Here is a 12,515-nt window from a genome sequence, read left to right on the forward strand (position 1 = left end):
CGTCGTACCCGCCTCCAACAAAAAGTGTGAGCGAGCCGCGGTCGCTGAAGGCGCAGGCCGCGGCACACCACTTGCTTGTGGGTTTCGCGCTAAACGTGCAGCAGCTACGGGAATCGGAAGCTTACCGCCGGCTTGTCGCGGAGCAGAGCAGTATCGCCGTCGCGGAGAACGCGATGAAGTGGAGTTCACTGCGGCCCACGCCTGACCAGTATTTTTTTGAGGATGCTGACTTCCTGCTGCAGTTCACTGAGACGAACCGCATCAAGCTGCGTGGCCACAATCTATGCTGGCATGAACAGTTGCCCAAGTGGTTCGGCCCGACCGCGACGGCCGCGAATGCCCGCAGCCTGCTTACGGAGCACATCCGTACCGTGGCGGGCCGGTACGCTGGCCGCATTCATAGCTGGGACGTGGTGAACGAAGCTGTAGAACCGAAGGACGGGCGGCCTGACGGCCTGCGGGACAGTCCCTGGCTCAAACTGATCGGTGAATCGTACCTGGAGGTTGCATTTCGCACCGCGCGCCAGGCTGATCCGACCGCACTGCTTACCTATAACGACTACGACATTGAGGGCGAGACGGAGTACGACGCTGCCAAGCGCTCGGCTGTGCTATTGCTGCTGCGCCGGCTGAAACAGCGCAACGTTCCGATTGATGCGGTGGGGATCCAGTCTCACATTAGCGCCGGTGGGCAGCACCGGTACGGTACTTCGCTGCAGCAGTTCATTCGAAGCTGCCGCGAAATGGATTTAGAAGTTTTTGTGACGGAGATGGATGTGGACGACCGGGAGCTGCCTCGCGACGTACTGCAGCGAGACGCGGGCGTGGCACAGACCTACCGCAGCTACCTGGATACGGTGCTGCGGGAACAGAATGTGCGAGCGGTGCTGGCCTGGGGCGTGGACGATGCGCATAGCTGGCTGCAAGCCAAGAGGCCGCGAAATGATGGCGCGCCGCATCGTCCCTTGCTGTTTGACGAGAAGCTGCGGCCTAAGCCGGCCTTTGCGGCGGTCATAGGAAGCTTCGCGGCGGCTCGGCCTTTGCCCGCGCCCAGTGCAGGACAGGCTCTGCGCGGCAGTAAGAGGTAGCATTGCCGGGCTCGGCAACGCAATGGTATTCTTACCGAAGCGCAAACGACAGAAAAAGAGCAGGAGCACCGCAACTACAGTGTTGGCAAGCCAAAAGAAAAACGACATTATCGCCAAGTACCGGACGCATGAGTCCGACACAGGCAGCCCCGAGGTGCAGATCGCGATCCTGAGCGAACGCATTGGCGAGCTGACCGAACATTTCAAGACGCACAAGAAGGATCACGGTTCGCGTCGCGGCCTGTTGATGCTGGTGAGCAAGCGTCGCAGCCTGCTGGACTACCTGAAGAAGACCGATTCCGATCGCTACCGCGAAGTTATTGGCAAACTCGGCATTCGCAAATAAACGGCGCAGCCGGAGCGTCTCCGATCCCCTCGGCCGCAGCCGGGTGTGTGAAGGTCGAGAGCTGATTTGACCCGCACCTCGTTCTCAGTTTCGTATCCAGACCGCCCCATTGCCGCGCGCGTGCATCGCAACGCCGGCCGGGCGGTCTGTTTGCATTTAGCCGTGTCTTTTACCGGCGAATTGCAAACTTACCCACTCCCAAACCAAGCAAAGAGAGAACAGCCGCTATGAAGCAGCAGACTACCGTGGAGCTTGCCGGAGGCAAGCAAATCATTTTTGAAACAGGCCGCATTGCCAAGCAGGCATCGGGTGCCGCGTTTGTCACGTCCGGCGACACCGTCGTGCTGGCGACCGCCGTTGGCGCGCCTGAGCCGAAGGAAGGCATCGACTTCTTCCCGCTTACTGTGGAGTATCGCGAGACCGCTTATGGCGGCGGACGCATTCCGGGCGGATTTATCAAGCGCGAAGGGCGCCCGTCCGAGAAGGAGATTTTGACCTCGCGGCAGATCGACCGTCCCATTCGGCCGCTCTTTCCGGAGACTTACCGGAACGAAACCCAAGTGGTTGCGTTTGTTTACTCCGCGGACAAGCAGAACGACCCGGACATTATTGCGATCAACGCTGCGTCATGTGCGCTGGCACTTTCAGATATTCCGTTCCAGGGCCCCATCGGAGCGGTGCGCGTGGGCCTGATCGATGGCGCTTTCGTCGTGAATCCGACGTATGAGGAGCGTGGGAAAAGCGTGATCAACATCACCGTTGCCGGCACCAAAGACGGCATCGTGATGGTCGAATCGGGTGCGCGTGAGGCGACCGAAGAGCAGGTCGTCAGCGCTATTGAGTTTGGGCATGAGCAAATTCAGAAGATTTGCGACACGATCATTGAGTTCGCACAAGCTGCGGGCAAACCCAAGCGTTCGATGGCGGCGGCGGAAGACACCAGCCTGTACTATGACGAACTACGCAAGGGCGTCGGCGAGCAACTGACTGACGCGTTGAACACGCAGAAGTACGGGAAAACCGAGTCCTACGCATCCATCAAACAGATCAAGGATGAGGCGAAGAAGTCGCTTCCAGAAGGCGATCCGGCCGCGGCGAAACGCTTTGGGAAGGTTTTCGAGCTGTTGCGCGAGAACATCTTCCGCGAACAGGTGCTGAACGACCGCGTTCGCCCGGACCGCCGTGCGTTCGACGAGATCCGCAAGATCGACATTGAAGTTGGCGTCCTACCGCGCACGCACGGTTCGGCGCTCTTCACCCGCGGCGAGACGCAGGCATTGGTGACTGCCACGCTGGGTACCGCGGACGACGCGCAGCGGCTGGAATCTTACGAAGGCGAGCAGAAGCGCCGCTTCATGCTGCACTACAACTTTCCGCCGTATTCCGTTGGCGAGGTCGGTCGCATGACTGGCACGGGCCGGCGCGAGATCGGCCACGGTGCATTGGCGCAGCGGGCGCTAGAGGCTGTGTTGCCGGATGAAAAGGACTCGCCGTACACGTTGCGGGTGGTGTCGGACATCACCGAATCGAACGGCTCGTCGTCGATGGCGTCGGTCTGCGGCGCGTCCCTGGCGCTGATGCAGGCAGGCATTCCGCTGAAGGGTGCGGTTGCGGGTGTGGCAATGGGGCTCGTCAAGGAAGGCGAAAAATATTCGATCCTGACCGACATCGCCGGTGCGGAAGATCACTACGGCGACATGGATTTCAAGGTGGCCGGCACGCGCGGGGGCATTACTGCGCTCCAGATGGACATCAAGATTATGGGCATCACGCCGCAGATTATGCGTGAGGCTCTTGATCAGGCGCGCCGTGGCCGGCTCTTTTTGCTGGATAAAATGGACGCGGTTATTAGCAGCGCCAGCGGCGAGAAATCGCGGTACGCTCCGCAGATCAGGACGCTGCAGATTCCAACAGACAAGATTCGCGACCTGATCGGACCTGGCGGCAAGGTGATTCGCGGCATTATCGAAGCCACACAGGTCAAAATTGACGTCGATGACTCCGGTAAGGTGGATGTTTCGTCTTCCGATCCCGACGGTTTGGCGCGTGCGATCCAGATGATCAGCGATTTGACCGCAGTTCCCGAGCCTGGCAAGACCTACCTCGGTAAGGTGGTTCGTCTCGCCGAGTTTGGTGCCTTTGTCGAGATATTCCCGGGCACCGATGGCCTGCTGCACGTTTCCGAGATCGCAGAACACCGCGTGAAGGACGTGAAGGACGAACTGCGTGAAGGCGATCAGGTCCTGGTGAAGGTGCTTGCGATTGAGGGCAACCGCATCAAGCTTTCGCGCAAAGCGGTGCTGAAGGAGCAGCGCGCGAAGCTGGGTCTGACTGAGCCGGAGTCGCAGGGTGGCGAGGAACGAGGCGAAGCTCGTAGTGAGCGGGAGGGCCGTGGCGATCGTAACGAGGGCCGTCGTGAGCGCCCGGAACGGGTGGAGCGCGCACCGCGTCCGGAACGCACGGCACCCGCTCCGAGCGAAGAGACGATCACGCTGGAAGGCGGTGAGGACTTCGACGACGACGACGAGGATCTCGACGATCTGGATGTGGACGACACGGACGAGAGCGAAGGCGGTGAGGAGACCTCATCGACGGATGCCGGTGCCGCCGATGCAGGTGCAGCACAGGGGGAGCGCTCAGGCCGTCGCCGCCGCCGGCGTGGTGGACGCCGCGGTAGCTCCGGCAACAGCGGCGCGCCTCGGACGTAAGCCACTTTATAAACAACCAGTAAGGGCCGCAGCGTGTGCTGCGGCCCTTACTGTTGCATTGAGTCAACGAGCTACTTCGTGCCGGTGATGATGACCGGCTGCAGCGGAACGACGGGCATGCTGATCGTGCTGGATGAGTAGATCCGCTGCGTCGCTTTCTGGTAGTCCGGCGCTTTTGCGTCAAAGATGTTTGGCACAAAGGTTTGCGGATTGCGGTCGTACAGCGGGAACCAGCTCGACTGTACCTGCACCATAATTCGATGGCCGGGCTGGAATACGTGGTTCACCTGCGGCAAGCCGAACTTGAATTCCTCCGGGCGGCCGGGTTTCAAGGCTTCAGGCTTTTCGAAACTCTGGCGATAGCGGCCACGGAAAATGTCCATGCTGATCGGAAGCTCATACCCGTTCATCTCCAGGTTCTGCTGATTGCCGTTGGGGAAGACGTCGATAATCTTCACGATCCAGTCGGAATCCGTGCCGCTGCTCGAAGCCACCAGGTGAACCGTGGGCTCGCCGCTGACGCGCATCGCTTGCTTTAGTGGCTCAGTTTGCCAAGTAACTACGTCAGGCCGGCCATCGACGAAGCGTTGGTCGAGCACGAGCCATTGGCCCCAATCGGAACCTGTGACCGGCCGCGGTGAATAGGGCACGGGCTTCGCCGGGTCAGAGACGTATTCGGTGTACTTGCTTCTACCTGCGTCCTTTAGGTCGAAGGAGAGCTGTCCATCCGCACGGAGGTACATCGGCTTTGTTTGTTGATCGCAGCCCGACTCACAGCTGAGCGGCCATTTTGCAAAGCGGTCCCAGTGGTCCTCGCCCGTGTTGTAGATGTAGACCGGTGGCGTATCTGCCTTCGGCGAGCCGTCCTTCAGGTATTGATTGAAGAAAGGAAGCAGCACGTCCTGACGGTAGTCCGCCGTCGTGTCGCCATCCCAGATGAGTGGTCCCAGGGAGCGACCTTCCCGGTTCACCTGGCTGTGGCGCCAGGGACCCATGACGAGGTAGTTTTTGTCGTTCGCAGTGTCCTTCGGTTCAACGGCGCGGTAGCTGTGAATCGCGCCCCACATGTCCTCCTGGTCCCATAGTCCCTGCAGCCAGATGGTCGGAACGGTCAGCGGCTTCTGCGCAATTAAGGTATCGAGCGCCTGACTTTGCCAGAAGCCGTCATAAGCAGGGTGGGCCTCGACCGTGCGCCAGAAGGGCAGTTGATCCTGGCCCTGCGAACGCGCGAAGTCACCCGCAGAACCTTTCGAGAGGAAATTCGAGTAGTCATCGCGCTGTTCGTGCGGGATTCGTGGACCTGCACCGCGTACCGACGTTTGCGCGATGAAGTAATCCAGCATGCGTTGGCGAAAGGCACCGTAGTGAAACCAATCGTCGCCCATCCAGCCGTCGACCATGGGGCTTTCGGGGGCGGCGACCTTAAGTGCCGGATGCGGATTCAGCAGAGCCATAACGACGGTAAAGCCCTCGTAGGACGAGCCGATCATGCCGACTTTGCCGTTGGATTCGGGCACGTGTTTCGATAGCCAATCGACGGTGTCATACGCATCCATCGTGTCGTCGGCACCGGTCGGATTCCAAGGACCAACGGGAGGAGGCGTCATCAGGTACTTGCCCTCTGAGCCGTACTTGCCGCGCACGTCCTGGTAGATACGAATGTAGCCGGCGCGCACGAAGACCTCATCGCTGAGTGGCAGCTCGTCGACCATGTGCGGTGAGTGCGGACGAGGAGCCGCGGTGCGCTCACCAGCCGGGCCGGGTACGCGGGCATTGCGACCGACCTGCGCCGGCGCTGGCACTGCTTCGGTTCCGGTCGCAGTCGGAACACGAGAAGCTGCCGCACGCGCCGAAGCGTTGTAGCAGGTGCGCGTGAGCACCATGGGCGCGTTCTTTGCGCCTTTGGGCACGACGATCACAGTGAACAATTTCGTTCCGTCGCGCATGGGGATCATGACTTCGCGGCGCTCGTAGTCGTACTGCGCCTCAGGCGCCACAAACGGCTGCTGCTTGGGCGCGGTAAAGCTCTCCGGGATGTCGTTATCCACCACACGCGGCTGCGTCGCCGCTTTTGATTGAGAAATCACGGGCGAGCACAGCGCGAGCGAGACCGCCGCGCAGACCGCCGCGCGACACAGGGAGCTTCGTGAAGAAGTCATGGCCGTCCTTACTGAGTCTTGCCGAAGCGGCGCGACGCCGTTGTTGTGTCGTGTGGACCGAGTATACGGGAGACGCTGATTGTTACTGGCAAGTCTCAGCCGTGCCGCGCTGTGGGCTGCTAGCATGCGCACATGTACTTTCGCATTGCTTCTCTCGCCCTGGTATTTGCCATGACCGGCAACGCGCAGACTTCCACGCAGGCAGCCATGACCGCGAAGTCAGGGCAATGGGCGATCGTCGCACATGGCGGAGCAGGCGTGATCGAGCGCTCGTCCATGACGCCGGAGCGCGACAAGGCTTACCGGGCCGGTGTGGCCCGCGCGATCGAAGCGGCCCAGGCGGTGCTGAACCACGATGGCGCAGCTGTGGATGCAGTGGAAGCGGCGCTGAAGGTGTTTGAGGATGACCCGTTGTTTAACTGCGGGAAAGGGGCGGTGTTTACCGCAAAGGGCACGAATGAGCTGGACGCCGCCATTATGGACGGCAAAACGCTGAAGGCCGGCGCCGTTGCGGAGGTTACGCGTACGAAGCACCCGATCTCGCTGGCGAAGGCGGTTATGCTTCAGTCGCCGCACGTGTTTCTGGTAGGGGAAGGCGCGGATGAATATGCCGCGACTGTCGGCCTGGAGCAGGTGCCGAACAGCTATTTCTTCACGGAGCGCCGATGGCAATCGCTGGTGAACCAGCTGAAAAAGAACGGCAAGCCCGTACCTCAGAGACCCGAGGGCGCGCCGCCTGCGCCGAGCGAACCGCAAGCCGATTTGGAGACGCCCGACGCGCACAAGTACGGAACCACCGGTATCGCGGTGCGCGATCGGCATGGCAACGTAGCTGCCGGCACGACCACAGGTGGTACGCAGGGCAAGCAGTTTGGCCGGGTCGGTGACACGCCAGTCATCGGGGCGGGCACGTACGCCTCGAATGACTCGTGCGCGGTTTCCGCGACCGGAACGGGCGAGTATTTCATCCGGCTTACGGTCGCGAGCCGCATCTGCTCGCTAGTGCAGTACCGGGGCATGCCGTTGCAGGCCGCCATGGATGAAGTGGTGCAGAAGCAGCTTGGTGCCATCCACGGCGATGGTGGCGTGATCGGCCTGACGCCGGACGGTCAGCTCGCCTGGAGCTTTAACACGCCGGGCATGTTTCGGGGCAAGCTGGTGGAGGGTGGTCAGCTGCAGATTGGCATTTACCGGGATGAGCCGTAAGGTTCGTCCGAAGCTGTTTGCTACTACACTCAACAGCAGATGGCGGCTTCCATGTACATCGTCGTAGAGGGTGATGACCCTGGTTACGACATCTTTGTGAACGGCCGCGCGCTGGCCCGGAACGAAGACGCGCTCGAAAAGCTGGCGCGATCGATCGGCGTTCGTCCGCTTATTGATTTCTTCTCCGCAGACCAGAACTCGATGGCGTTGCTGATCGAAGAGGGTGCGGGTGATCCGCAATTGCTGGACAAGTTACCGCCGCCCCAGTGGTTTGCGCCAGAAGAGGGGGTTCGCTCGGTCGAGGCGCTGCTGGACCACTTACGGAACGAACCTGCGCAACTGGGCAGCGAATCCGAGTTGATCCGTGAAGAACTTGAAGAGTACGCGATTGTGTTGCGCAAGACGGTGGAGCGCAATCTGCGTTGGCACCTGGCTGTAAGTTGGAGATAGTACCGTGATCGTTACCGAACCGCAATCTGTAGAGCTGCCGACCCCATACGGCGCGATGCGCACACACGTGATCCGGCCAGTTGCCTCGGGCCGCTACCCGGCGATCCTGTTTTACTCGGAAATTTTCCAGATCACCGCGCCCATCCGGCGCACGGCGGCAGTGATCGCGGGACATGGCTACGTCGTGCTGATGCCCGAGGTGTATCACGAGTTCGAAACCGCAGGAACCGTGCTGGCGTATGACCAGGCGGGCAGCGACCGCGGGAACCGGTGGAAGTACGAAAAGGAGCTAGCGAGTTATGACGCGGACACACGCGCTCTGATCGACCATGTAAAAGGACGCGAGGATTGTAGCGGAACTGTTGGCGCTCTGGGCATTTGCCTGGGCGGACACCTGAGTTTTCGCGCCGCCATGGAACCGGAGGTGCTCGGCACCGTCTGCTTCTACGGTACCGATATAGCACAGGGTTCGCTTGGCAAGGGCAAGCATGACGATTCACTCGAGCGTGCAGCAGAGATACGCGGCGAACTGCTGATGATCTGGGGCCGGCAGGACCCACACATCCCGCTTGAAGCACGTCGCATAATCCTTGCCCGACTTGACGAACTGAACCTGAAGTTCGCCTGGCACGAAGTGAACGGAGCACATGCGTTTATGCGCGACGAGGGTCCGCGATACGATCCAGAACTTGCGCTGCTGCTTTATGCCGAGGCGCTCGGTTTCTTTCGTCGAACGCTGCGGTGACAGGGGGTACAGCTGGCCGGGTGCTACGACAAGTAGCTCTTGATCCAGGGGTCGTCGGAGTGCGTCAGCTCGAGCGTGCTGCCCTGGAACACAATCTTGCCTTCATTGAGCACCAGGAAGCGCGTCTTTTCATCGACACCACTGTTCGGTATAGGCATCAGCTTGTTCGCCTGCTGATCGAAGCGGTGTGTCGCCAAGGTAAATGCATCCTGAAGACGGTGAGTGATCATGAGCGCAGTGGTGTGATTGATGTCCCTCTGCTTTCCGACAAGCTCGATGATTGCTGTCGACGTAATTGGATCCAGCCCGCCGGTAGGCGAGTCGTAAAGAATCAGGTCCGGATTGGTGATGATCGCTCGCGCAATGGAGACGCGACGCCGCATGCCGCCGGAAAGCTCCGAAGGGAACTTCGCGATGGCATCGCCCAGCAGCACAAACCGCAGCGATTCTTCGACTCGCTTGTGCGCCTCGCCCGGGTCCACTCCTTCTTCGTTCAAGCGGTAGGCCACGTTATCTTCCACCGTCATGGAGTCAAAAAGTGCCGACTCTTGGAAAACCATGCCCACACGCCGCCGGAGAGCGAACAGATCGCGCTCGGACATGGTTGTGATCTCTTCGCCGAAGACGCAGATGCTGCCGCTATCGGGTTTGATGAGCCCCTCGGCGAGCTTCATCAGAACGCTTTTGCCACTGCCGGCGGGCCCCAGCAGGACGAAAGTTTCTGCCGGACAGATCGCAAAAGACACGTCATCCAGCACTTTGTTCTGATCGAACGATAGACTCACGTTTCTAAAGGCGAGAACCGGCTTGCTCGGGTCGATTGCGGGCGCTTGGTCCTGTTTTTTCGCCTGGTTCGGCATGACTAACCTCCGAAGAAGACGATCATCAAGCGGCTAAGCAGGAAGTCGACCACAATGATGAATACGTTGGCAACGACTACGGCCTGCGTGGTCGCTCGACCTACGCCCTGAGTGCCGCCCTTGGTGGACATACCGAAGTAGCAACCCACGCTTGCCAAAATGAAGCCGAAGAAGACCGGTTTGAGAAGACCCTGGACGATATCGCCAAACACGAGGGCGCGATAGCTGGTGTGCAGATATGACGAGATGTTCAAGCCGAGCAACGAAACGCTGACCAATGCGCCGCCCGCCATGCCGACGGTATCCGACAGGATGGTAAGGAAAAAAAGCATGAAAACCGTCGCCGCAATGCGCGGGAGAACGAGTTTTCGTATCGGATCCACACCGAGCGCTCGCATGGCATCCACCTGCTCGGTGACCTGCATGGAGCCGAGTTCAGAAGCCATGCCCGATGAGTTGCGGCCGGCCATCATCAGGCCCGTCAGCACAGGGCCCAGTTCCTTGACCATGCTCAACGCGACAAGGCGTCCGGTCATGGACACAGCACCGAACTGCTTCAGACCTGTTTCCGACTGCAGGGCCAGCACGCAACCGGTGAAGAACCCGGTCAGCAACACGATTGGGAGCGAGCCGAATCCGATGGAATCCATCTGCAGGAAGATGTCACCCCAGTAGATCGGTGGTGAAAAGAAGCTTCCGACTGCGCGGAACACGAGCAGGGAATACTCCTGCAGCGCCAGGATCCAGCGCTTCGCCAGCTTTGTGGGTGAAAACGAACTCATCGCAGCGATGATTGACTCCGGCTTCTCTGGTTCAGGACTAGCTATGAGATGCTGCAAACCCGCCCGTCGTTTCGCGACAATGCAGGCGGGGCCGCGAGCGGCGGCGAGGCCGTGCGCAATGCGAGAATAGAGGTGTGACGAACCGGATGCAGGCCGTCGTGCTGTACGGCAAAGAGGATCTGCGGTTGGAGAGTGTGCCGTGCCCCACTGCCGGTCCGGGGGAACTGGTCTTGCGCGTCGGCGCGGCGACCACCTGCGGTACTGACCTGAAGGTGTATCGCCGCGGGTACCACGCGCAAATGCTGCAACCGCCCACAATGTTCGGGCACGAGGTTGCCGGAACCGTGACGGAGGTGGGCCCGGGTGTTTGCACCTTTCAGCCAGGCGATCGTGTTGTTGCATTGAATTCCGCACCGTGCGATCGTTGCTATTTTTGCCGCCATGGCCAGCCGAACCTGTGTTCAGACCTCCTTTTTAACAATGGGGCTTACGCGGAGTTCATGCGCATCCCGGCGCGCATTGTAGTGAAAAACACGCTGAAGCTGCCGAACGAGTTGCCGTTCGAACATGCTGCATTGACCGAGCCCCTGGCGTGCGTCGTTCGCGGCTTTGAAGAAACAGGCGCCAGTACGGGAGACAGCTTTGTTGTGATTGGCGCCGGTCCGATCGGGCTCATGTTCCTGCGCATCGCCAGCATCGCGGGATGTCGTGTCATCGCGGTCGTCAAGCGCCCGGATCAGGCCGTCAGCGCCCGCAATTATGGCGCGGATGAGGTAGTGCAATTAAGGAGTGGTGTCGATGTGGTCGCCGAGGTTCGCGCTTTGACCGAGGATGGCATCGGCGCTGACATGGTCGCGGAGTGCGTCGCCACACCTGAAAGTTGGGAGCAGGCAGTTGCCATGGTGCGCAAAGGCGGCACGGTCAACTTTTTTGGCGGTCCGCCTTCGGGCACGCGTGTCAGCTTTGATACGAATCGGCTGCACTACGGCGACATCACGCTGAAGGCCAGCTTTCACCACACGCCGGAAACGTGCCAGCGCGCTTTTGAACTGATATGCAGCGGTGCCGCTTCGCCGGCTGACTTTATCACCGCGACGGCTACGCTCGCGGAAGTTCCAGACGTGTTTCGCCGCATGACGGTCCGGTCGGCTGAGGGCCGGCTCGACATCAAGACCGCGATTCTGCCAAACGTGGAGTGCGCGGCATGAGCACAGCAATCGCACCTGCGCCAAATCGCCTCGCCGGGGCGCCCCCGGCACTGCTGGAACCTGAAGTGCGGCCCACGTTGGCTGAGGCGCGCCAGTGGTGCAAGACGCTTGCCGAGTCTCATTACGAAAACTTTCACGTCGCCACCAAGCTGCTGCCTGCACGGCTGCGACCGCATTTTCACGCGGTGTATGCGTTCTGCCGTGTGTCCGACGATTTGGGCGACGAAGTACCCGACCGAGTGCTCGCCACGCACCTGCTGCAAAATTGGCGGCGAATGCTGGTGGAATGCTTCGAAGAGCCGCAGCAATCGCGCCATCCGGTTTACGTTGCGCTGCACGAAAGCATCGGTGCCTGCGATCTGCCCATGGAGCCCTTCACCGCGTTGATTCGTGCGTTTGAGCAGGATCAGGTAAAGACGCGTTTTGCTGACATGGATGAGCTTGTCAGCTATTCGAACGATTCGGCAAATCCGGTTGGGCGGCTTGTGCTGATGTTGTGCGGCTATCGCTCCCCCGATCTCTTCTGCCTGGCAGATGAGACCTGCACCGGCTTGCAGCTTGCGAATTTTTGGCAAGACGTACAGGAAGACTTGCTTGAGCGTGATCGCATCTACCTGCCGGCTGACCGCATGGCGGCGCATGGTGTGACCGAGACCACGCTGCGCGAAGGCCGATCGACACCGCAATTTGCGACTCTGCTCCAAGAACTTGTCGAGGACGCGCGGGCCCGGCTGCTTCGCGGTGCCGCACTGATCGATAGCGTAGACAGTGAGCTTGCGGCAACGTTGCGTCTCTTCAGCGCCGGAGGTCTCGCCATCCTGCGCGGGATCGAGCGGATTGGATATAACACGCTTGAACAGCGGCCGGAGGTCTCACGCAGCGAAAAGCTGACGCTGCTCTTTGGCGCTGCGTTGGGTAAGATCGGCATTCACCGTGGTTCGCGAGGACTGCGGTGAGCACCTG

At 60.4% G+C, this 12,515-nt stretch carries 11 protein-coding genes; 8 read left to right on the forward strand and 3 right to left on the reverse strand.

Annotated elements, in window-relative coordinates; genetic code table 11:
• Nucleotides 1–26 precede the first annotated feature (26 nt).
• From ACOFKT_RS06755 to pnp, 3 genes are all read left to right on the forward strand, one after another.
• On the forward strand, nt 27–1,088 hold the full coding sequence (locus tag ACOFKT_RS06755; protein WP_419806647.1) for an endo-1,4-beta-xylanase: 1,062 nt from the start codon (nt 27–29) through the stop codon (nt 1,086–1,088).
• Between the two features lie 79 nt (nt 1,089–1,167).
• Nucleotides 1,168–1,434, forward strand: a complete 267-nt coding sequence (gene rpsO / locus ACOFKT_RS06760; protein WP_419807122.1) for a 30S ribosomal protein S15 — start codon at nt 1,168–1,170, stop codon at nt 1,432–1,434.
• Nucleotides 1,435–1,661: 227 nt separating this feature from the next.
• Nucleotides 1,662–4,142: a polyribonucleotide nucleotidyltransferase gene (gene pnp / locus ACOFKT_RS06765; RefSeq protein WP_419806648.1), complete on the forward strand. Its 2,481-nt coding sequence runs from the start codon at nt 1,662–1,664 to the stop codon at nt 4,140–4,142.
• 71 nt (nt 4,143–4,213) lie between these two features.
• On the opposite strand, the gene ACOFKT_RS06770 is transcribed toward pnp, so the two are convergent.
• Entirely contained in the window at nt 4,214–6,229 is a 2,016-nt protein-coding gene (locus ACOFKT_RS06770; protein ID WP_419806649.1) for a CocE/NonD family hydrolase, read from the reverse strand.
• 204 nt (nt 6,230–6,433) lie between these two features.
• Here ACOFKT_RS06770 and ACOFKT_RS06775 point away from each other — a divergent pair, with 204 nt between their 5' ends.
• Genes ACOFKT_RS06775 through ACOFKT_RS06785 form a run of 3 tightly spaced genes read left to right on the forward strand, consistent with a single transcriptional unit; the run spans nt 6,434 to nt 8,702 of the window.
• Complete coding sequence (locus tag ACOFKT_RS06775) at nt 6,434–7,507, forward strand: isoaspartyl peptidase/L-asparaginase family protein (RefSeq protein ID WP_419806650.1); 1,074 nt, start codon at nt 6,434–6,436, stop codon at nt 7,505–7,507.
• Nucleotides 7,508–7,558: 51 nt separating this feature from the next.
• Nucleotides 7,559–7,957, forward strand: a complete 399-nt coding sequence (locus ACOFKT_RS06780; protein WP_419806651.1) for a hypothetical protein — start codon at nt 7,559–7,561, stop codon at nt 7,955–7,957.
• Between the two features lie 4 nt (nt 7,958–7,961).
• Nucleotides 7,962–8,702 carry a dienelactone hydrolase family protein gene (locus tag ACOFKT_RS06785; RefSeq protein WP_419806652.1) on the forward strand — a complete coding sequence of 247 codons (741 nt, stop codon included), beginning with the start codon at nt 7,962–7,964 and terminating at the stop codon, nt 8,700–8,702.
• Between the two features lie 23 nt (nt 8,703–8,725).
• Here ACOFKT_RS06785 and ACOFKT_RS06790 read toward each other — a convergent pair whose 3' ends face one another.
• Both ACOFKT_RS06790 and ACOFKT_RS06795 read right to left on the reverse strand, forming a co-directional pair.
• The gene (locus ACOFKT_RS06790; protein WP_419806653.1) at nt 8,726–9,562 is read right to left on the reverse strand and encodes an ABC transporter ATP-binding protein; all 837 of its coding nucleotides are present in this window, start codon (nt 9,560–9,562) and stop codon (nt 8,726–8,728) included.
• Nucleotides 9,563–9,564: 2 nt separating this feature from the next.
• Nucleotides 9,565–10,344 (reverse strand): MlaE family ABC transporter permease, encoded by a 780-nt coding sequence (locus tag ACOFKT_RS06795; RefSeq protein ID WP_419806654.1) that lies wholly within the window; start codon nt 10,342–10,344, stop codon nt 9,565–9,567.
• Nucleotides 10,345–10,490: 146 nt separating this feature from the next.
• Here ACOFKT_RS06795 and ACOFKT_RS06800 point away from each other — a divergent pair, with 146 nt between their 5' ends.
• Nucleotides 10,491–11,552 (forward strand): zinc-dependent alcohol dehydrogenase, encoded by a 1,062-nt coding sequence (locus ACOFKT_RS06800; RefSeq protein WP_419807123.1) that lies wholly within the window; start codon nt 10,491–10,493, stop codon nt 11,550–11,552.
• Entirely contained in the window at nt 11,549–12,508 is a 960-nt protein-coding gene (hpnC, locus tag ACOFKT_RS06805) for a squalene synthase HpnC (RefSeq protein ID WP_419806655.1), read from the forward strand. The genes ACOFKT_RS06800 and hpnC overlap by 4 nt, the downstream gene beginning before the upstream one ends.
• Nucleotides 12,509–12,515: the final 7 nt, after the last annotated feature.

It is taken from the genome of Terriglobus sp., from assembly GCF_965201105.1.
In the GTDB taxonomy this organism is placed as follows: Bacteria; Acidobacteriota; Terriglobia; order Terriglobales; family Acidobacteriaceae; genus Terriglobus.

What these genes read in the sequence shown, in the direction of transcription:
- ACOFKT_RS06800 (WP_419807123.1), top strand. Translation starts at nt 10,491, where the DNA reads ATGCAGGCCGTCGTGCTGTACGGCAAAGAGGATCTGCGGTTGGAGAGT.
- hpnC (WP_419806655.1), top strand. Translation starts at nt 11,549, where the DNA reads ATGAGCACAGCAATCGCACCTGCGCCAAATCGCCTCGCCGGGGCGCCC.
- ACOFKT_RS06790 (WP_419806653.1), bottom strand. Translation starts at nt 9,562, where the DNA reads ATGCCGAACCAGGCGAAAAAACAGGACCAAGCGCCCGCAATCGACCCG.
- pnp (WP_419806648.1), top strand. Translation starts at nt 1,662, where the DNA reads ATGAAGCAGCAGACTACCGTGGAGCTTGCCGGAGGCAAGCAAATCATT.
- ACOFKT_RS06780 (WP_419806651.1), top strand. Translation starts at nt 7,559, where the DNA reads ATGTACATCGTCGTAGAGGGTGATGACCCTGGTTACGACATCTTTGTG.
- ACOFKT_RS06775 (WP_419806650.1), top strand. Translation starts at nt 6,434, where the DNA reads ATGTACTTTCGCATTGCTTCTCTCGCCCTGGTATTTGCCATGACCGGC.
- ACOFKT_RS06795 (WP_419806654.1), bottom strand. Translation starts at nt 10,344, where the DNA reads ATGAGTTCGTTTTCACCCACAAAGCTGGCGAAGCGCTGGATCCTGGCG.